Origin of the sequence: Microbacterium phyllosphaerae (genome assembly GCF_050628115.1) — a bacterium.
In the GTDB taxonomy this organism is placed as follows: Bacteria; Actinomycetota; Actinomycetes; order Actinomycetales; family Microbacteriaceae; genus Microbacterium; species Microbacterium phyllosphaerae_A.
In genome coordinates this window covers 1,599,032-1,616,868 of sequence record NZ_CP192502.1, presented here as the reverse complement: position 1 = coordinate 1,616,868, position 17,837 = coordinate 1,599,032, and the positions used below count along the sequence as shown (strand labels likewise).

The window sequence follows — 17,837 nt, the reverse complement described above, 5'->3', positions numbered from 1 at the left end:
GGCACGTTGCAACTCTGCGTTCAGGTCACGGTACGTGGGAGGGGGACGCGGTGTCAAGAACTTTCTTGGCACGTTGCAACCGCTGGGCTACTGTGGAGTCGTCAGTGCCGCGCGGGCGCGCAGCAACCCTCGCGCACGCGCGCACCGACGCCGTCGACAGGGAGCCCCATGCCAGCCAGCGTCAAAGATGTCGCAGCCCTCGCAGGCGTGTCGTCATCAACGGTCTCGAACTATCTCAACCACCCGCATGTGCTCGGGGAGTCGAGCACGGCGAAGGTCAGAGACGCGATCGAGCGACTGGGCTATGTGCCGAACGAATCGGCCCGGCAGCTGCGAGCGGGGTCGAGCAAGGCGCTCGCATTGATCCTGCTCGACGCATGGCTGCCGTACTTCCATGAGCTCTCGCGCGGTGTCGAAGACGTGGCGCGCGAGGGTGGCTGGTCGCTCTTCTTCAGCAACAGCAATCGCGACGCCGGCACCGAACGTCGCAACATCGACATGTTCGAGGCGCACCGGGTGCAGGGCGTCGTGATCTACCCCCTCGAAGACGTCGTGCCACGGCTCGAACAGCTCGCGGAGCGCGGCATCCGCTCGGTCGTCGTGGGTCCCATCCCCGACTCGCCCACCGTCGGATCCGTGCGCTTCGACGATCGCGGCGGCGGGCGCCTCGCCGGCGAGCACCTGCTGTCGATCGGTCGCCGCCGCATCCTGTTCCTGGGGGCCCCGAGCGTCAGCCAGTCGAACGACCGACTGCAGGGTCTCCGCGATGCGGTCGTGGGCGCCGATGCCACGGTCGACGTGTTCGACGTGCCGCATCTGACGACGGAGGACGGGCTCGCTGTCGGAGCCCGCATCACCGACATGCCCGTCGCCGACCGCCCCGACGCGATCTTCGCCGCGAACGACATGGTCGCGATCGGCGTGCTCACCCAGCTGCTGCGTCAGGGGATCCGTGTGCCGGACGACATCGCCCTGGTCGGCTTCGACGACGTCGCCCAGGCACACCAGACCGTCGTGCCGCTGACGAGCGTGCGGCAGCCGGGATATGAGATCGGCCGAGCGGCGGGCGCCGCCCTGATCCGTCAGCTCTCCGACCCCACGGCAGACCTCCCCGCTCCGACGCCGTTCGCCGCCGAGCTCGTGGTCCGCGAGTCCACCGTCGGGCGCTGACCCTCCCCGGCTCAGGCCGGGATCAACCCCTCGGCCGCCAGCTCCTCCCACAGCGCACTGGGGATCTCGAGCGCCGCGTACTCCGCGTTCTGCGTCAGCTGCGTCGGCCGACTGCCGCCGACGACGACGGAGCGCACCACGTCTGACTGCAGGGGAAACTGGATCGCCGCGGCGGGCAGCGGCACGTCGTACTCGGCGCACACCCTGGCGATGCGGAGCAGCCGCTCCCACAGCTCGTCAGGAAGCTGTCCGTACTCGTACCGCCCGTCACGACGCGGTTCGCTCGATGCCAGCAGCCCGGAGTTGAAGACGGATGCCGCGACGATCCCCGTGCCCGTCTCGCGGCAGGCCGGCAGCACCTCGGCGGCGGCGGGCTGCTCGAGCAGCGTGTACCGCCCGGCGACCATGACCAGGTCGAGGTCCGCGGATCGCACCGAGGCGGCGAGCGCGTCAGACACCATCGACCCGATCCCGACCGCGGCGACCTGACCGTCGGCGCGCAGCCGCTCGAGCGCGGGCAGGGCTTCCGCGATGGCGAGATCCAGGTCGTGCCGCTCGGGGTCGTGCAGGTAGAGCAGGTCGATGCGCTCGATGCCCAGCCGTTCGCGCGACTCGTCGAGACTGGCGCGGATCCCCGATGCCGAGAAGTCCCACACGCGCTGCAGGTCGTCGGGCACATGGAAGTCGTTCGCGGTATCGAGGCCGCCGTCGTGGTCGGGGTTCGGCCGCAGCAGCCGACCGACCTTGGTCGACAGTACGAACTCGTCGCGCGGCTTCGTCTGCAGGAACGCGCCGAGGCGGCGCTCCGAGAGCCCGAGCCCGTAGTGCGGAGCCGTGTCGAAGTAGCGGATGCCGCTGTCCCACGCCGCATCCAGCACGGCCCAGGACTCGTCGTCGCTCAGCTCACGGAAGAGGTTTCCGACGTTCGCGGCGCCGTACCCGAGCCGGGGAATCGTCAGCCGCGCAGGAACCGCCGAAGACTCAGGCGCCGACATGCTGGCCCGTCCACGTGTAGGCGGCGATGCTCTCGGCCTTCATCTCCATGCCCGAACCTACCGCGGTCGGCGCCATGTACGAGCCGCCCTGGATGTCGGTGGGGATCACGAAGTGCTCGTGCAGGTGGTCGACGAACTCGATCATCCGGCCCTCGCGCGTGCCGGTGACGGCGACGAAGTCGAACATCGACAGGTGCTGCACCGCCTCGCACAGCCCGACACCTCCGGCGTGCGGGCAGACCGGCACGCCGAACTTGGCGGCCAGCAACAGGTTGGCGATGTTCTCGTTGACACCCGCGACGCGCACGGCGTCGATCTGCATGACCGAGATCGCCTCGGCCTGCAGCAGCTGCTTGAAGATCACCCGGTTCTGCGCGTGCTCGCCGGTGGCGACCCTGATCGGCGCCACACCTCTCGCGATCTCGGCGTGACCGAGCACGTCGTCAGGGCTCGTGGGCTCCTCGATCCAGGCGGGGTGGAACTCGGCGAGCGCATTCACCCACTCGATCGCCTCCGACACCTCCCAGCGCTGGTTCGCATCGATCGCGATCGGGAAGTCGGGGCCGCAGACCTCGCGGGCCTTGCGGAACCGACGGATGTCATCGTCGAGGTCGGCGCCGACCTTGAGCTTGATCTGGGTGAAGCCGTCGGCCATCGCCTCGCGGGCGAGCCGCTCGAGCTTCTCGTCGGAGTAGCCCAGCCAGCCGGGGCTCGTCGTGTAGCCGGGATATCCGGTGGCGAGCAGCTCGCGCTCCCGCTCGAGTCGACCGGGCTCTGCGGCGCGCAGGATCTCGAGTGCGTCCTCGGGCGTCAGCGCATTGGTCAGGTAGCGGAAGTCGACGAGTGCGACGAGTTCCTCCGGTGTCATCCGCGCGAGCAGCTGCCAGAGCGGCAGGCCGGCGCGCTTTGCCTTGATGTCCCACAGCGCGTTGATGACCGCACCGATGGCCATGTGCATGACGCCCTTCTCGGGGCCGAGCCACCGCAGCTGCGAATCGCCGATGATGTCGCGGAAGGTCGTGCCCATGTCGTCGAGCAGCGGTTCGATCTCGCGGCCGATCAGGTGCCCGGCGAGCGCGTCGATCGCAGCGACCTGCACGTCGTTGCCGCGGCCGATCGTGAAGACGAAGGCGTGGCCTTCGACGCCGTCCTCGGCATCCGTGCGCACGATCACGTACGCGGCCGAGTAATCGGGGTCGGGGTTCATGGCATCCGACCCGTCGAGGCTCAGCGACGTGGGGAAGCGGATGTCGGTCGTGTCGAGGGCGACGATGCGGCTCACGGGTTCCTCTCGGGCACGGGACGGATATCCGTGCAGATCTCTTGGAGTGTAAACATCCGATGTCTATACTGTCAACGAGACAGGCCGCCCCGGCGCGCCCCTCTCACCCGGCATCCTCACTGATCAGGAGAGACATGAAGTTCGCACGTCTAGGCACCCCCGGCGCCGAGATCCCCGTCCTCGTCGAAGGCGACCGCTATCTCGATCTGCGGGCAGTGACATCCGATGTGAACGGTGATTTCCTCGCCGGTGACTTCCGGGCGCGCGTCGAAGCCGCCCGCGCCGCCGGTGAGCTCCCCGTGCTCGACGACGCCGCCGCGACGCGCATCGGAGCGCCGATCGCCCGCCCCAGCGCCGTCATCTGCATCGGCCAGAACTACGCAGCCCACGCCCGCGAGTCCGGCTCCGAGCCGCCGACCGTGCCGATCATGTTCCTGAAGACGCCGAACACCGTCGTCGGCCCCAATGACTCCGTCACGATCCCCCGCGGCAGCGAGAAGACCGACTGGGAGGTCGAGCTCGGCATCGTCATCGGCGCCCGCGCCGCGTACCTCGATTCGCCGGAACAGGCCGAGGCGCACATCGCCGGCTACGTCGTGGCGAACGACGTCTCGGAGCGCGCCTTCCAGATGGAGGTCTCGGGCGGCCAGTGGTCGAAAGGCAAGACCGCCCCGGGCTTCAACCCGACCGGCCCGTGGCTGGTCACCCCCGACGAGGTCGACGTCGACGATCTGCAGCTGCGCAGCTGGGTCAACGGCGAGACCCGCCAGGACTCGAACACTGACGACATGATCTTCGACGTGCGCGTGATCGTGCACCACCTGTCGCAGTACGTCACGCTCGAGCCCGGCGACCTGATCCTCACCGGCACCCCGCAGGGCGTCGCATTCGGGGGCAGGTTCCCGTATCTGACGGCGGGCGACGTGGTCGAGATCGAGATCGAAGGACTCGGGCATCAGCGCCAGGAGTTCGTGGCATGGGAGGCACAGCAGTGAGCAGCGCGCTCGACGGACTCGTCGCGATCGTGACCGGCGGAGCATCCGGGATCGGAGCGGCCATCGCCGCCCGCCTGCATGCCGACGGCGCGCAGATCGCGGTGCTCGACCGCGATACCTCAGGAGCGGATGCCGCGTTCGCCGCATTCACGGCCGACGTGTCGGACCGCGCATCGGTGGATGCCGCCGTGGCCGCCGTCGCCGAGGAGTTCGGCCGCATCGACATCGTGGTGAACAACGCCGGCGTCGGCGCACAGGGAGACATCAGCGCCAACGACGACGCCGAGTGGGCACGTGTGCTCTCGATCAACGTCACCGGCATCGCCCGCGTCACCTCGGCGGCACTGCCGTGGCTGCGTCAGTCGCCGAGCGCGGCCGTGTGCAACACGGCATCCATCGCGTCGTCGACCGGCCTGCCGCAGCGCGCCCTCTACAGCGCGTCGAAGGGTGCGGTCTCGGCCCTGACCCGTGCCATGGCTGCCGATCATCTGCGCGAGGGGATCCGCGTCAACGCCGTGAACCCCGGCACCGCCGACACCCCCTGGGTCGGACGCCTGCTCGACTCCGCCGACGATCCGGCCGCCGAACGCGCCGCCCTCGAGGCCCGCCAGCCGCACGGTCGCCTGGTCTCCCCCGACGAGGTCGCCGCGGCTGTCGCCTACCTGGTGAGCCCCGCAGCCGGGTCGACCACCGGCACGTTCATCGAGGTCGACGGCGGCATGGCGCAGCTGCGCCTGCGCCCCGCCGGCTGAGTCACCGCATCCGGTCGCACTTCGTGCCACTCTCCTCTGCTCCGGTCGCACTTCGTGCCACTCTCCTCTGCTCCGGTCGCATTCTGTGCCGTCGACGCAGAGAACAAGCGGCACGAACTGCGACCGGAGCATTCCCGCGGCAGCCATCGCGACACCAACTGCGACCGGAGCAACGCTGAGCCCTTGCGCCCACAGGGTCAGCAGCACCAGAAGCGCTGGGAACGCAGCTCGCGCCTGTGGACAGCTCACACCGCGGGCACGCGAGCCTGGCACGGTTGGGGGATGGGACGACCACGACCGCTACCCGAAGGCCTCGGGCCCAGATTCTCGGTGCAGGATGCCGTCGCCTCCGGGGTCGGCCGCAGCAGACTGAGGCGTTCCGATCTCGAGACACCGTTCCGCGGGGTGCGCAACGCCGAGCGTCTCGCACCCCTCGTCGACGACGATGTATATGAGCGGCAGGCGAAAGCGCGCAGAAGGCGCGCGAAGATGTATGCGCCGCGGTTGAGACCCGACCAGTTCCTCAGCCACGAGTCCGCCGTCGCACTTCTGGGGGCGCCTCTTCCTCTCGTCACACATCGCGATCGCGCTGTCGACGGTCTGACTCTCGATGTTCATGTGAGCACCGAGGGCGCCGGAGCACTCGTCCGCGTGGCCGGAGTGAAGGCGCATCGAGCGCATTCGACGAGCAGCGCATTCACCGGCCCGGGAGGGGTGCGGGTGGCCACCCCCGCGACTGCATGGGCGCAGCTGGGCGCCTGGGACGTCATGGATCTCGTCGCTCTCGGCGACCATCTCTGCCGCGTATGGAGAGCAGGACCCGGAAGACCGGATGCCGGCCGCCCGCCGCTGGCAACCCGAGACGAACTGCGGATGACGATGAACGCGGGGCGGCGTACCGGTGTCGGCCGACTCCGCGAAGCTCTCGAGCTGATTCGAGAAGACTCGTGGTCGCCGAGGGAGTCGAAGGTCCGCTGTCATCTCGTGGCCGCGGGGCTGCCCGAGCCGCAACTGAACTACGACGTCTACGACGCCCGAGGAGGGTTTGTCGCCTGTGTCGACCTGGCATATCCCGCGCAGAAGGTCGCGATCGAGTATCAGAGCCTCCTCCACACCGACCGCTATGCCGCGGATGTCGAACGGCTGGCGGCGCTACGTGACGCGGGCTGGACTGTCATCGAGATCTCAGCCGCTCTCTTCACGCGGCCCCGCGTGCTGGTCGAGAGGGTCCGCCGAGCGCTGGGAGCGTGATCGGGGCCGCCCGGCACTGTCTTTCGTGCTTCCGGTCGCAGTTCGTGCCGCCTGCTGCTGTCTTTCGTGCTTCCGGTCGCAGTTCGTGCCGCTCAGCGGCGGTGGCGGCGGCACGAACTGCAACCGGAACCCACACGACCCCGCCTACGCGCGACCGCGCCTACGGGCGCTCGCCTACGGGCGCTCGCCCCGCAGCCAGCCCAGGATGCCGCGGCGCGGCCGCTCCTCCCGCGCATCCTCGTGCGCGGACCGCCGGCCGATCCGATAGAACTCCTCGGCGTTCCGCCAGAGGATCGCGTCGACGTCGTGTCCGCGCCGTTCAGCCCAGGCGATCACCGTGTCAGCCCACCGGCTGCGCGCCGTCGGCTGATAGGTCGGCGATCCGTCTTCCGGAGCGTGCGGGTCGCCTTCCTCCGCGGGGCCGATGACCGAGACCGGCCAGTCGCTCCCCCACATCAGCTTCTCGACGCCGAAGGCGTCGGCCGCGGCGTCGAGAAAGGGCTCGAGCTGCTCCGGCGACCAGTCGCCGCCCGCTTCGGCCGGCAGGCCCGACAGCTTGCACCACACGTGCGGATGCCGTGCCAGATCGTCGAGATCGCGCACCCACTCCATCGTCGGCGCGACCGGAGCATCCGCCGTGCCCACCTGGGGCTTGCCGAGATGATCGAGCACCATCCGCAATTCCGGCACGGCTCCTGCGAGGCGAGCGATCTCGGGCAGCTGCGAGGCGCGCACGCACGCGTCGAACGACCAGTTCCGGGCGGCGACCTCGCGCGCGCCGGTCACGAACGCGGCGGACACCGCGAGCCCGTCCGGTTCGCTCTGCAGGTTGTGACGCACGCCGACCACGAGCGGCTCGGCGGCCAGACCCTCCAGGTGCGCTGTCGTGTCGGTGCCGCGGTCGAGCCTCGCACCGGCGACGATGCCGACGACGCCGACCTCGTCGGCCTGATCGGCGACCCATCGCACCTCGGCGAGGAAGTCGTCTTCGATCGTCTCGGCCTGCACGAAGACCGACTTCTCGACCGTGGCGACGTCGATCGGCGAGTGCTCGATCTCGAGCGCCGCGAACTCCCACGCGAGCGGACCCTCCAGCCAGGTGTAGGTCAGAGCCTCGGGCGACCACAGGTGCAGGTGCGAATCGAGTACGCGCATGCCCCCATCCTGCCGCAGACATCCGATGAATGGCTAGGATGACGCCATGGCAGTGACTGACGAGGCGATCGAGAAGATCAAGGCGATGATCGTGTCCGGCGAGCTGGCCCCGGGCGATCGGCTCCCTCCCGAGAAGGAGCTGTCCGAGCGTCTCGGCCTGTCTCGCAATTCGATGCGCGAGGCCGTCAAGGCGCTCGAGGTCATCCGCGTGCTCGACGTGCGCCGTGGCGACGGCACCTACGTCACGAGCCTCGAGCCGCGTCTGCTGCTCGAGGCGATCTCGTTCGTCGTCGACATGCACGACGACGACTCGATGCTCGAGATCTTCGCCGTGCGACGGATGCTCGAGTCGCAGGCCACGGGACTCGCCGCCACCCTCGGCGACGACGATGCGATCGCAGAGCTCGAACGCGAGGTCGACTCGATCGACGCGACTGTCAGCATCGAAGAACTCGTCGAGCACGACATCCGCTTCCACAGCGAGATCGTGGGCATGGCGGGCAACGCCTACCTCGCCAGCCTCATCGAGCATCTGAGCAGCCAGACCGTGCGCGCCAGGGTGTGGCGCGGACTCACCGAGGGCGGCGCTGTCGAGCGCACCCTGTCGGAGCACCGGGCGATCGCCGATGCCATCGCCCGCCGAGACTCAGGACTCGCGACCTCGCTCGCGACCGCCCACATCGCCGGGGTCGAACGGTGGCTGCGCCAGGCGGCATCCGCCTGATCCCTTGTCGGCCGAGAAACCTGACTCAGGCTCCGAGCCGCCCCATCGCCGCGTCGAACTCGGCGGCCGAGCTGTCGCTGACCTCGTGGAACAGCACCTGCTCGATCACGTCGGGGGCTGCAGTGAAGTACGGCACCCCCGCGAGCCGCAGACCGGTGATGTCGTCGGGTGAGCGCAGGCTCGCGGCCAGCACGTTCGAGCCGCTGCCCGCGCAGACCTCCTGCATTCGGGCGATCACGGCGTCGCCGTCGATGCCGGCATCCCGCATCCGCCCCAGGTAGGGGGCGATGTACTGGGCGCCGATCGAGGCGCAGGCCAGCGCCTGCGCGACCGAGTACACGGCGGTGACGAGCACGGTCGCGCCGTCGCGCACCAGAGCGGATGCCGCGGCGAAGCCGTCCCGCGTGGCTGGCACCTTCACGGCCACACGATCGCCGAGCGCACGGATGCCCTCGGCGTTGCGCAGGAACGACGCGGTGTCGCCGCCCCACGTCTGGAAGAAGATCTCGCGGGCGCCCTCATCGCGCCAGCGAGCGTACAGGTCGGGGATCTCCGCGGCGGTGCGGCCGCCCCGCTCGAGGATCGTGGGGTTGGTCGTGACCCCGTGCACGACCCCCGCGGCGAGGAGGGAGGAGACGCGATCGACGTCCGCGCTGTCGACATAGAGACGGGGGGCCAACACGGTCATCGGGTCTCCTTGTGCACAACCTGTCGTTACAGGTTCGGATTCGGCTAATGTAATGACAGCCGCGGAGGATGTCAAAGCACCCCGCATCGACGACGATCAGGAGTGCCATGACAGCCGCCACCTCGCCCGATCGCACCGGCGTCGTCATCGTCGGCAGCGTGACCGCAGACGTGACGACCTTCTCGACCCGGCTCCCGGCCCGCGGCGAGACCATCCTCGGAGACGAGTTCACTCTCATGCTCGGCGGCAAGGGCGCGAACCAGGCAGTGGCCGCCGGGCGCTCAGGGGCTCGCACGAGCTTCGTCGGATGCGTCGGCGACGACCTCTTCCACGACCTCGTCGTCGACGGGCTCAGCGACGCAGGGGTCGACCTCACCCACCTCCGCACAGTGCCGGGGCCTACCGGCATCGCCCACATCCGCGTCGACGCCTCGGCCCAGAACGACATCGTGATGGTGCCGCTCGCCAACGCCGCGCTCAGCACCGAGCAGATCGACGCGGCACTCGCCGCCCTCGCGCCGACCACGTCGGTGCTGCTGACACAGCTCGAGACGCCCTCGGCCCTCACCGCGCACATCACGGCCCGAGGCCGCGAGCACGGCATGACCGTCATCCTCGACCCCGCGCCCGCCGCTCCGCTCGACGACGCGGTCTGGGCGAGCATCGACATCGTGACCCCGAACGAGACCGAGGCCTCGGTGCTCAGCGGCATCGAGGTGACGGATGCCGCATCCGCCGCGCTCGCCGGACGCTGGTTCCTCGACCGCGGCGTCGGCGCGGCCGTGATCACGCTCGCGGGCCAGGGGTCGTGCGTCGTGACCGCAGACGGAGCATCCGTCGTCCCGCCCTTCCCTGTCGAGGCCGTCGACACGACCGCCGCCGGTGACGCCTACGCCGGCTACCTCGGCGCGGCGCTCGCGAACGGACGGTCACTGACCGATGCCGTGCGCGTGGCGACTGCGGCGGGAGCCCTCGCCGTGACCAAGCAGGGTGCATCGCCGAGCCTGCCGCTGCGCGCCGAGGTCGAGGCGTTCCTGGCCGCCCGAGAAGCCCACTGACACCCGAGGAGCACCATGCGCAAGACAGCGACGACCATCAATCCCGCCCTCTCCCGGGTGATCAGCGAGACCGGGCACACCGATCTGCTGGTCGTCACCGACGCGGGGCTGCCGATCCCACCGGGGTCCGAGCGCATCGACCTCGCGTACCGTCCGGGTGCGCCCGCCTTCTTCGACGTGCTCGACACGGTGCTCGCCGAGCTCGTCGTCGAGGGCGCGACGGTCTCGGAGGAGGTCGCCGAGAAGAGCCCCGAAGTGCTGGCGGCGCTGCGCGAGCGCTTCGCGGGCGAGGACTTCGAGATCGAGCTCATCCCGCACGTCGAGTTCAAGAAGCTCACGCATTCGGCGCGCGCTTTCGTGCGGTCGGGGGAGTTCACCCCGTATGCCAACGTGATCCTGCACGCGGGCGTGGCGTACTGACATGAACGACTCGATCGACCGCCACTCCGCCGCGCCCATGTACGACCAGCTGCGCCAGCTGATCGTCGACGGCATCACCCGAGACGGACTGCAGCCGGGCGACCCGCTGCCGGGAGAGCACCGTCTGTGCGAGCGCTACGGCATCTCGCGCACCGTGGTGCGTCAGGCGCTGGCCCAGCTCGAGCATGAAGGGCTCGTCGAGCGGGTCAAGGGCAAGGGCACGTTCGTCTCACGCCCGCGCACGAGCGAGAGTCTCGTCCACACCCTGATCGGCCTCTACGACGACGTCGAGCGGCGCGGCGGACACGTGCACAGCGACGTGCTGCGGCATGAACCGACGGTCGCCGACGACGAGATCGCTGCGGCCCTCGAGGTCGAAGCGGGTTCGCCCGTCGTGGTGCTCGATCGCCTCCGCCACGTAGACGGCGAGCCCTGGTCGCTCTCGACGACCTGGATGCCGGATGCCGTCGGCAGCGTCACCCTCGACGTCGACCTGTCCGAGGCGTCGCTCTACCGCGTGCTCGCCGACAACGGCATCGTGGCGACGAGCGGTGTGCGATCCGCCGAGGCGACCGTCGCGACGCACGAGCAGGCGCAGCATCTCGGCGTCAGCGCAGGTTCCGCCCTGCTGCGGCTGCGCAGCGTGAGTCGCGCAGCCGACGGCATCCCGATCGAGTATTTCGTGGCGCATCATCGAGGCGATCGCTCCCGCTTCGAGTTCCAGCTGCAGCAGGAGCAGTCGCAGGCATCGCTGCTGCACGTCGACGGCGAGGGAAGCACCTCGCGCGCGGGCACCGTGCGCTAGGCGAGCAGGCTGACCTGCCCGGGCTGAGGCCGCTAGCCTGAAAGCGGAGCACGCGTCACACCGGGTGACGTGAGCAGGGGGGCAAAACCATGGTCGACGACGCGCACTCGAACGGTTCGGATCCGGATGCTGTCATCCCGCCGCCCCCGGCTGCACCCCCTGGCGACCTGGCGTCCTCCGTTCCGCTGGCCCCGTCTCTGAGCGGCCCGCCCACTCCTCCCGCGCCGCAGCCGCCGGCAGCGGGTGGTCCGTACGGACCGCCCGCCGCGCCGCTGCCGCCCTATGCCGTCGGCTCCCACCCGGGCACCCCGGCGGGCCCTCCCGCCCCGCCGCTGCCGCCGTATTCCTCGGCTCCGCCGCATGCCTCGGCTCCGCAGGCAGGGCAGTACCCGCCGCACTACCCGGCAGGGCAGCCGGGTACGTATCCGGCACAGCCAGGGCAGTACCCGGTGGGGCAGCAGCCGTCGGCCCCCTACGGCTCCGAGTATCCGTACCCCGCGGCGCCTCCGAGCCGCCCGTCGAGCTCCGGCAGGACCGTCGGGATCGTCATCGCGGCCGTCGCGGCATTCGTGCTGATCGTCGTCGTGGGCATCGGTGTGGCAGTGAGCCTCCTGCTGGGCTCGAACAGCGAACCCGTCTCCGCTCCGCTGCCGTCGGTGACGGCAGCTCCCAGCGCACCCTCCGACGACTCGAGCGATGAGGAGCCGCCGTCCGACGACGCCGGTGGCGCCGATACATCCGGGATCGCCGACGTGCTCCAGTCCAAGATCGACGAGTACAAGCAGCTTCGAGACAGCGGGGCCCTGTGGGAGAAGATTCCCGACAGCGAGTTCAACCGCACCGCCGTGTCGGCGTTCCTGTACTTCCTCGTCGACATGAAGTCGGCGACTCTCTGGGGCGTCGATGAGGCACAGGCGCAGGAGTATCAGGAGCGGATGACGATGCTCGAGGAGCGCCTGCTCGCTCAACAGCCGCTCGGCGACGACATCAAGATCACGCTCGAGGACAAGGTCTTCACGTACGACGGCGAGACGGGCGAGGGCGGCTACACCGCCAAGTAGCGGGGCGATACGCTCGGAGGATGAGCGACTGGACCAGCACCGCGATCGCCCTGCTGGAAGCCGACGCGAACCGCAGTGCCGACACCCACCTGCACCTCTTCCCGTTGCCGCCCGAGTGGGGCATCGATCTGTACCTGAAGGATGAATCGGTGCACCCCACCGGGTCGCTCAAGCACCGCCTGGCGCGCTCGCTGATCCTGTACGGGCTGGTGAACGGACGGATCACGGAGCACTCCACGCTCGTCGAATCGTCGAGCGGGTCGACCGCCGTCTCCGAGGCGTACTTCGCGCGGATGCTGGGGCTGCCGTTCGTGACGGTCGTGCCGCGGTCGACGAGCCAGGAGAAGATCGACCTCATCGAGTTCTACGGCGGACGCTGCCACTTCGTCGATCGCGCAGAGGACATGTCTCCCGAGGCGCAGCGCCTGGCCTCCGAATGCCACGGGCACTACCTCGACCAGTTCACGTATGCCGAGCGCGCGACCGACTGGCGGGGCAACAACAACATCGCCGAGAGCGTGTTCAGCCAGCTGTCGCAGGAGCGCCATCCGATCCCCCGCTGGATCGTCGTCGGCGCTGGCACCGGCGGCACGAGCGCGACATTCGGCCGCTATGTGAAGTACCGCCGCCACGAGACCCGGATCGCGGTCGTCGACCCCGAGGGCTCCGCGTTCTACGACGGGTGGGCGGGAACCGTCGATCCGCCTGCCGGGCGCCCCAGCCGCATCGAGGGCATCGGCCGTCCCCGCGTCGAAGCCTCGTTCGTGCCGACGGTGATCGACGAGATGATCCGGGTGCCGGACGCCGGATCGATCGCCGCGATCCGGATGCTGCGCGAACGCACCCTGCATCTCGCCGGCGGCTCGACCGGCACCAACCTCTACGGAGCCTTCCAGCTGATCGCGCGCATGCGTGCGGCCGGCGAGACCGGGAGCATCGTCACGCTCATCTGCGACAGCGGCATCCGCTACGCCGGCACCTACTTCAACGACGAGTGGGTCACGGAGCAGGGCTGGGACCTCGCCCCGCACCGCGCCCGCCTCGACCACCTCCTCGAGACCGGGGTGTGGGTCGACTGAGCGCGTCGATCTCCACCACGCCACCCGAAGCTGCCGCCCTCACGCGGTGACGTAACCGCCCGACGAGCTGTCGCCGCTGAGGCGGTAGAGCGGAGCGCTCCCGATCCCACCCGTGCGGCTCCACACTCGCGCAGGTCTCGTCCGCTCGGCATCCGCGTCTCCGTATTCGAGCACCAGCGCTGCGGGGATCCGGCCGTCGGCGCACTCGACGACGACGAAGCTCGGACGGCCGAGCCCTCCTGAGTCCACGCGCGCGATCACCCGCGAAGGGTCGGTGATGCGGGGCGGCGTCGGGAGCAGATCCGACTCGGCGATGTGCCGCACGGCGGAGCCTGCGCCGAGTGCTGCGACCGGGAGCCGAACCATCGAAGCGATCGACACTCAGATCACGCTCACGGACGCGTCATTCTCCGTCGACCGCTCCCGCACGGCTACAGCCCACGCTTTCGTATCAGCGAGGTCGTGTTCGTCGAGATAGGCACGGATGACGTCGTGGACGAGCCGGATCTGCGCTTCGGATCCCATCGCCGCCTGCATCATGTCGACTGCCGGCGTCGGCGCTCCGTCGATGCGCTCCAGCGCTTCGCGGACGATGCGCTCACGCCCTTCGCGCCCCATCGATCGATCCATCGGCAGTGATCGGCTATCTTTGGCGTGTTCGTGACTCATATGAGCCTCCTCAGTCAGGGGTGGTGGTGCTTCACGGACAGTGGTGCCGGGGCTGCAACCCCGGCACCACGTTGTCCCTCCAGCGTACCTTGTTTTGAATTACTCAAAACAACTCGCCACGCCTGAGAGGCTCCGTCGAATCACACCCACGTGTCTCTGCCCGCGCACAGCGGGCCGACGAAAAGTCGCACTGAGCAGGGAAAGAAGTGCCTGCAGCAGGCAGCTCGCGTGCGCGGATCGAAAACAGTTCCGCGAACGGATCTCCGGAGTGTCGGGAACGCACCCTACGCTGGCCGCATGACTACTCTCATCCTCACTGTCGCGGGTGCTGACCGCCCCGGTCTCGTCGCAGCCGTCGCCGATGTCGTCGATGCCCACAGCGGCAACTGGGAGAACAGCTCGCTCGCCGAGCTCGCCGGAACCTTCGCGGGCGTGATCGAGGTCTCGGTCGCCCCGGAGCACTCGGAGGGTCTGCAGACCGCGCTCCGCGAGCTGCAGGGTCAGGGGCTTCTCACACTCGCCGTCCTCACCGGCACCCCCGCGGCAGACGCCGAGGCGCAGGTGCTCGAGATCCGGATTCTCGGCAACGACCGCTCCGGCATCGTCCGCGAGGTGTCGAACGTGCTGAACGCGCATGAGCTCAGCATCGAGGAGCTGGCGACCGAGACCAGGGATGCCGCGATGGCCGGCGGACGCCTGTTCGAAGCATCCGTGATCGCGCGGGTGCCGGCATCCGTCGACCTCGATGCGCTGCGTCGCGGCCTCGAGCGCATCGCCACCGAGATCCAGGTCGACATCACCCTCGCCTGACGCTCATGGCCGACGGACTCAGCATCTCGATCGCGGAGCGCCTCACGCAGAATGACCTTCAGCGGATCGAGGCCCTTCTCCCCCAGCTCTCGTCGACCGCTCGATTCGACGCGGCAAGGGTGCTCTCGCTGCTCGATGCGCAGAACACAGACCTCTTCGTCGCGCGCGCGTCGGGTCGGATCGTGGGCATGGCCACGCTCGCGACCGCGCCCCTCGTCACCGGTTGGCACGGCAGCATCGAAGACGTCGTGGTCGATCAGGGCACGCGCGGGCAGGGCATCGCCCGTCAGCTGCTCGAGACGATCATCGACGAGGCCCAGCGGCGAGGGCTGGACAAGCTCGATCTGACGTCCCGTCCGTCTCGCGAATCGGCGCTGCGCCTCTACGAGGCGGTCGGCTTCGTGCGCCGCGACACGAACGTGCTGCGCTTCGGCTCTCACACGGACTGACGACCGCCCGATCAGCGGACCTCGTCCCGGGTCGGCGCGCCCCTACTCCGCAGCCCGGAGTCGCAGCCGCACTCCGGTCACACTTCGTGCCGCCGCTCCACGCTCCGGTCGCACTTCGTGCCGCTGCTCCACACTCCGGTCGCACTTCGTGCCGCCAGAATCGATCGAGAACGGCACCAACTGCAACCGGAATGCTTGGCCATCTGTTGAAGACCGCACCAACTGCAACCGGAATGCTTGGCCGTCTGGTGAAGACGGCACCAACTGCGACCGGGACGGCGAGACGAGCGCGGCGAGTGGCCCGGGTCACTCAGAGGCAGGCGCAGAGGCAGGCGCAGACTCAGAGGCAGGCGCGGACTCAAGCGCAGCCACGGGCGCCGGAGCATCCGCGTCGGTGTACCGCCGCACCCAGTACTCGGTCTGCGCCACGTGAGCGGATGCCGCAGCCGATGCCGCGACCGGATCCGCCGCCGCGAGTCCGCGGAGGATCGCCCGGTGCCCGGCATCCGAGTGCAGCTTCAGCTCGGCGGCATCCGCGGCATCCGGAATCCGGTAGGCCCGCGACCGTGAACGCAGCACGTCGATGAGGCTCGTGAGGGCGTCGTTGCCCGCGACCTCCGAGATCGTCATGTGAAAGGCGTGGTCGAGCCTCGAGTGATCCTCGAAGTCGTCGCTGGCCTCGATCTCATCGAGAACGCCGCTGAGCTCCTCGATCGTCGACGCGTCGATGCGGGCTGCGGCGAGCGCGGCCGCGTGCGGTTCGAGCACACGACGGAGCTCCGTGAGTTCGAGCACTCCCGCCATGGGCAGCAGCCCGACCGTGAGCGACAGGCTGCCGATGAGGTCGGCGGCGCGCAGCTCGCTGACATAGCTGCCGGAGCCGTGTCTCGTATCGAGCACGCCGAGAGCGGCCAGCATCCGGATGGCCTCTCGCAGCGACCCGCGTGAGACTCCGAGCGTCTCGCACAGCTCACCCTCGCTGGGAAGGCGATCGCCGGGGCGCAGAGCACCGTCGGCGATCAGCGTGCGCAGCCCGTGCAGAGCCGTGTCCAAAGCGCTCATGGTCATCCTCCCGACACCGCCCGATCCCCCTGCTGAGTCTGTCGGATGCAGGGCCTTCATCAAATTCGTATGACAACTATGTTTCATCCTCACCTTTTCGTAGCGATTTGGGAACCGCTGTGGCAAAGTTGTGCAACAACTCCCCCCAACGCACCGACGAGGACCGATGCCCGCACCAGATTTTCCCGCACCGCTCACGCTGAACTCCGGCATGCGAGCCCGTGATGCGTGGCCTCTCGATCCCGACGTGATCCACCTCAACCACGGCTCGTTCGGCGCGGTGCCCACGGCGGTCGTCGAGCAGCAGGATGCTCTGCGTCGCCGCGCCGATCTGAGCCCGGTCGAATGGTTCCCCCGCATCGCCGAGCGAGTGCGCGCCGCTCGCGAGCGCACGGCTCCGTTCCTCGGCGCCCATGCCGAGGACAGCGTCTTCGTCCCCAACGCCTCAGCTGCCGCGACCGTCGTCTACAACGCCCTGCACCTCGATCGCGGCGACGAGATCCTCGTCACCGACCAGGGCTACGGTGCGATCACGATGGGCGCGCAGCGCCTGGCCCGCCGCTTCGGAGCATCCGTCCGTGCCGTCGAGCTGCCGCTGCTCGCCTCCGACGACGAGGTCGTGCAGCGCTTCGCCGACGCGCTCACCCCGAACACCCGCCTGATCGTGGTCGACCAGATCACCTCCCCCACAGCCCGGATGCTGCCGACCCGCCGCATCGCCGAACTCGCCGCCGAGCGGGGCGTCCGCACGCTCGTCGACGGCGCTCATGCCCCAGGCCTCGTGCCGGATGCCGCCGCGGTCGCCGGCGGCGACTGGTGGTTCGGCAACCTGCACAAGTGGCCCTGCGCCCCGCGCGGATCGGCGCTGCTCGTCACGAACGCGCCCGACCGCGACGATCTGTGGCCTCTGATCGACTCGTGGGCGGCGAACGAGCCCTACCCCGAGCGCTTCGACACCCAGGGCACGATCGACGCGACGACCTATCTCGCCACCCCGGCCTCGATCGAGTTCATCGAGGCCGAGTTCGGCTGGCACAACGCCAGACTGGCGATGGCGCAGATGGCGGATGCCGGTGCCGAGATCATCGCTGAGGGCCTGCGCCCCTACGGCGACGAAGACCCCCTCACCCCGCTGCCCTCGCCCGTGCCGTCGATGCGACTCGTGCGTCTGCCGCTCGGGCTCGGTTCGACCCGCGAAGAGGCCGACGCTCTGCGCATGGACCTGCTCGACGAGACCGGCGTCGAGACGGCGTTCACGAGCTTCCGCGGCATCGGGTACTTCCGCCTGTCGGCGCACCTGTACACCGAGGCCTCGGACTTCGAGACCTTCGTCGAGCGCTGCATCCCGCAGATCCTCCGCCGAGCCGGCATCCGCACGGGCGCCGATTCCCTCATCGTTCCCTGACCCGCTC

20 protein-coding genes are annotated in these 17,837 nt (G+C 69.3%); 13 read left to right on the top strand and 7 right to left on the bottom strand.

Annotated elements, in window-relative coordinates:
- The first annotated feature begins 168 nt into the window (after window positions 1–168).
- Window positions 169–1,170 carry a LacI family DNA-binding transcriptional regulator gene (locus ACQ4LY_RS07535; RefSeq protein ID WP_431075401.1) on the top strand — a complete coding sequence of 334 codons (1,002 nt, stop codon included), beginning with the start codon at window positions 169–171 and terminating at the stop codon, window positions 1,168–1,170.
- A gap of 11 nt (window positions 1,171–1,181) precedes the next feature.
- Here the strand turns inward: ACQ4LY_RS07535 and ACQ4LY_RS07530 are convergent, their stop codons facing one another.
- On the bottom strand, window positions 1,182–2,165 hold the full coding sequence (locus ACQ4LY_RS07530; RefSeq protein ID WP_431075400.1) for an aldo/keto reductase: 984 nt from the start codon (window positions 2,163–2,165) through the stop codon (window positions 1,182–1,184).
- Window positions 2,152–3,447: an L-fuconate dehydratase gene (locus ACQ4LY_RS07525; protein ID WP_431075399.1), complete on the bottom strand. Its 1,296-nt coding sequence runs from the start codon at window positions 3,445–3,447 to the stop codon at window positions 2,152–2,154. The genes ACQ4LY_RS07530 and ACQ4LY_RS07525 overlap by 14 nt, the downstream gene beginning before the upstream one ends.
- A gap of 134 nt (window positions 3,448–3,581) precedes the next feature.
- Here ACQ4LY_RS07525 and ACQ4LY_RS07520 point away from each other — a divergent pair, with 134 nt between their 5' ends.
- From ACQ4LY_RS07520 to ACQ4LY_RS07510, 3 genes are all read left to right on the top strand, one after another.
- Window positions 3,582–4,442 carry a fumarylacetoacetate hydrolase family protein gene (locus ACQ4LY_RS07520; RefSeq protein WP_431075398.1) on the top strand — a complete coding sequence of 287 codons (861 nt, stop codon included), beginning with the start codon at window positions 3,582–3,584 and terminating at the stop codon, window positions 4,440–4,442.
- Window positions 4,424–5,194 carry an SDR family NAD(P)-dependent oxidoreductase gene (locus ACQ4LY_RS07515; RefSeq protein WP_431075397.1) on the top strand — a complete coding sequence of 257 codons (771 nt, stop codon included), beginning with the start codon at window positions 4,424–4,426 and terminating at the stop codon, window positions 5,192–5,194. Before ACQ4LY_RS07520 ends, ACQ4LY_RS07515 begins: the two co-directional genes overlap by 19 nt.
- Window positions 5,195–5,476: 282 nt before the next feature.
- The gene (locus ACQ4LY_RS07510; RefSeq protein WP_431075396.1) at window positions 5,477–6,445 is read left to right on the top strand and encodes an endonuclease domain-containing protein; all 969 of its coding nucleotides are present in this window, start codon (window positions 5,477–5,479) and stop codon (window positions 6,443–6,445) included.
- A gap of 174 nt (window positions 6,446–6,619) precedes the next feature.
- On the opposite strand, the gene ACQ4LY_RS07505 is transcribed toward ACQ4LY_RS07510, so the two are convergent.
- On the bottom strand, window positions 6,620–7,600 hold the full coding sequence (locus tag ACQ4LY_RS07505) for an amidohydrolase family protein (protein ID WP_431075395.1): 981 nt from the start codon (window positions 7,598–7,600) through the stop codon (window positions 6,620–6,622).
- A 46-nt stretch (window positions 7,601–7,646) separates the two neighbouring features.
- Between ACQ4LY_RS07505 and ACQ4LY_RS07500 the strand changes: the two genes are divergently transcribed.
- A complete protein-coding gene (locus ACQ4LY_RS07500; RefSeq protein WP_431075394.1) occupies window positions 7,647–8,324 on the top strand; it encodes a FadR/GntR family transcriptional regulator in 678 nt (225 codons plus the stop codon).
- Between the two features lie 25 nt (window positions 8,325–8,349).
- On the opposite strand, the gene ACQ4LY_RS07495 is transcribed toward ACQ4LY_RS07500, so the two are convergent.
- Window positions 8,350–9,012, bottom strand: coding sequence for a transaldolase family protein (locus tag ACQ4LY_RS07495; protein ID WP_431075392.1), 663 nt, complete (start codon window positions 9,010–9,012; stop codon window positions 8,350–8,352).
- A 107-nt stretch (window positions 9,013–9,119) separates the two neighbouring features.
- On the opposite strand from ACQ4LY_RS07495, the gene ACQ4LY_RS07490 reads away from it, so the two are divergent.
- The 5 genes from ACQ4LY_RS07490 (at window position 9,120) to ACQ4LY_RS07470 (ending at window position 13,435) form a co-directional block, all read left to right on the top strand.
- Window positions 9,120–10,070, top strand: a complete 951-nt coding sequence (locus ACQ4LY_RS07490; protein WP_431075391.1) for a ribokinase — start codon at window positions 9,120–9,122, stop codon at window positions 10,068–10,070.
- 15 nt (window positions 10,071–10,085) lie between these two features.
- Window positions 10,086–10,490, top strand: coding sequence for a D-ribose pyranase (gene rbsD, locus ACQ4LY_RS07485; protein ID WP_056313840.1), 405 nt, complete (start codon window positions 10,086–10,088; stop codon window positions 10,488–10,490).
- Between the two features lies 1 nt (window position 10,491).
- Window positions 10,492–11,295 (top strand): GntR family transcriptional regulator, encoded by an 804-nt coding sequence (locus tag ACQ4LY_RS07480; protein WP_431075390.1) that lies wholly within the window; start codon window positions 10,492–10,494, stop codon window positions 11,293–11,295.
- 89 nt (window positions 11,296–11,384) lie between these two features.
- Complete coding sequence (locus tag ACQ4LY_RS07475) at window positions 11,385–12,356, top strand: hypothetical protein (RefSeq protein WP_431075389.1); 972 nt, start codon at window positions 11,385–11,387, stop codon at window positions 12,354–12,356.
- A gap of 20 nt (window positions 12,357–12,376) precedes the next feature.
- Entirely contained in the window at window positions 12,377–13,435 is a 1,059-nt protein-coding gene (locus tag ACQ4LY_RS07470) for a PLP-dependent cysteine synthase family protein (protein WP_431075388.1), read from the top strand.
- A gap of 39 nt (window positions 13,436–13,474) precedes the next feature.
- Here ACQ4LY_RS07470 and ACQ4LY_RS07465 read toward each other — a convergent pair whose 3' ends face one another.
- Both ACQ4LY_RS07465 and ACQ4LY_RS07460 read right to left on the bottom strand, forming a co-directional pair.
- Window positions 13,475–13,816 (bottom strand): hypothetical protein, encoded by a 342-nt coding sequence (locus tag ACQ4LY_RS07465; protein ID WP_431075387.1) that lies wholly within the window; start codon window positions 13,814–13,816, stop codon window positions 13,475–13,477.
- The gene (locus tag ACQ4LY_RS07460) at window positions 13,817–14,053 is read right to left on the bottom strand and encodes a hypothetical protein (protein WP_431075385.1); all 237 of its coding nucleotides are present in this window, start codon (window positions 14,051–14,053) and stop codon (window positions 13,817–13,819) included.
- Window positions 14,054–14,401: 348 nt separating this feature from the next.
- Between ACQ4LY_RS07460 and ACQ4LY_RS07455 the strand changes: the two genes are divergently transcribed.
- Window positions 14,402–14,914 carry a glycine cleavage system protein R gene (locus tag ACQ4LY_RS07455; RefSeq protein WP_431075384.1) on the top strand — a complete coding sequence of 171 codons (513 nt, stop codon included), beginning with the start codon at window positions 14,402–14,404 and terminating at the stop codon, window positions 14,912–14,914.
- A gap of 5 nt (window positions 14,915–14,919) precedes the next feature.
- Complete coding sequence (locus ACQ4LY_RS07450) at window positions 14,920–15,363, top strand: GNAT family N-acetyltransferase (protein WP_431075383.1); 444 nt, start codon at window positions 14,920–14,922, stop codon at window positions 15,361–15,363.
- A gap of 306 nt (window positions 15,364–15,669) precedes the next feature.
- Here the strand turns inward: ACQ4LY_RS07450 and ACQ4LY_RS07445 are convergent, their stop codons facing one another.
- On the bottom strand, window positions 15,670–16,425 hold the full coding sequence (locus ACQ4LY_RS07445) for a FadR/GntR family transcriptional regulator (RefSeq protein ID WP_431075382.1): 756 nt from the start codon (window positions 16,423–16,425) through the stop codon (window positions 15,670–15,672).
- Between the two features lie 166 nt (window positions 16,426–16,591).
- On the opposite strand from ACQ4LY_RS07445, the gene ACQ4LY_RS07440 reads away from it, so the two are divergent.
- On the top strand, window positions 16,592–17,830 hold the full coding sequence (locus ACQ4LY_RS07440; protein WP_431075381.1) for an aminotransferase class V-fold PLP-dependent enzyme: 1,239 nt from the start codon (window positions 16,592–16,594) through the stop codon (window positions 17,828–17,830).
- Window positions 17,831–17,837: the final 7 nt, after the last annotated feature.

Coding starts and splice junctions, on each gene's coding strand:
- ACQ4LY_RS07535 (WP_431075401.1), top strand. CDS start 169: ATGCCAGCCAGCGTCAAAGATGTCGCAGCCCTCGCAGGCGTGTCGTCA.
- ACQ4LY_RS07530 (WP_431075400.1), bottom strand. CDS start 2,165: ATGTCGGCGCCTGAGTCTTCGGCGGTTCCTGCGCGGCTGACGATTCCC.
- ACQ4LY_RS07520 (WP_431075398.1), top strand. CDS start 3,582: ATGAAGTTCGCACGTCTAGGCACCCCCGGCGCCGAGATCCCCGTCCTC.
- ACQ4LY_RS07515 (WP_431075397.1), top strand. CDS start 4,424: ATGGGAGGCACAGCAGTGAGCAGCGCGCTCGACGGACTCGTCGCGATC.
- ACQ4LY_RS07510 (WP_431075396.1), top strand. CDS start 5,477: ATGGGACGACCACGACCGCTACCCGAAGGCCTCGGGCCCAGATTCTCG.
- ACQ4LY_RS07505 (WP_431075395.1), bottom strand. CDS start 7,600: ATGCGCGTACTCGATTCGCACCTGCACCTGTGGTCGCCCGAGGCTCTG.
- ACQ4LY_RS07500 (WP_431075394.1), top strand. CDS start 7,647: ATGGCAGTGACTGACGAGGCGATCGAGAAGATCAAGGCGATGATCGTG.
- ACQ4LY_RS07495 (WP_431075392.1), bottom strand. CDS start 9,012: ATGACCGTGTTGGCCCCCCGTCTCTATGTCGACAGCGCGGACGTCGAT.
- ACQ4LY_RS07490 (WP_431075391.1), top strand. CDS start 9,120: ATGACAGCCGCCACCTCGCCCGATCGCACCGGCGTCGTCATCGTCGGC.
- rbsD (WP_056313840.1), top strand. CDS start 10,086: ATGCGCAAGACAGCGACGACCATCAATCCCGCCCTCTCCCGGGTGATC.
- ACQ4LY_RS07480 (WP_431075390.1), top strand. CDS start 10,492: ATGAACGACTCGATCGACCGCCACTCCGCCGCGCCCATGTACGACCAG.
- ACQ4LY_RS07475 (WP_431075389.1), top strand. CDS start 11,385: ATGGTCGACGACGCGCACTCGAACGGTTCGGATCCGGATGCTGTCATC.
- ACQ4LY_RS07470 (WP_431075388.1), top strand. CDS start 12,377: ATGAGCGACTGGACCAGCACCGCGATCGCCCTGCTGGAAGCCGACGCG.
- ACQ4LY_RS07460 (WP_431075385.1), bottom strand. CDS start 14,053: ATGGGGCGCGAAGGGCGTGAGCGCATCGTCCGCGAAGCGCTGGAGCGC.
- ACQ4LY_RS07455 (WP_431075384.1), top strand. CDS start 14,402: ATGACTACTCTCATCCTCACTGTCGCGGGTGCTGACCGCCCCGGTCTC.
- ACQ4LY_RS07450 (WP_431075383.1), top strand. CDS start 14,920: ATGGCCGACGGACTCAGCATCTCGATCGCGGAGCGCCTCACGCAGAAT.
- ACQ4LY_RS07445 (WP_431075382.1), bottom strand. CDS start 16,425: ATGAGCGCTTTGGACACGGCTCTGCACGGGCTGCGCACGCTGATCGCC.
- ACQ4LY_RS07440 (WP_431075381.1), top strand. CDS start 16,592: ATGCCCGCACCAGATTTTCCCGCACCGCTCACGCTGAACTCCGGCATG.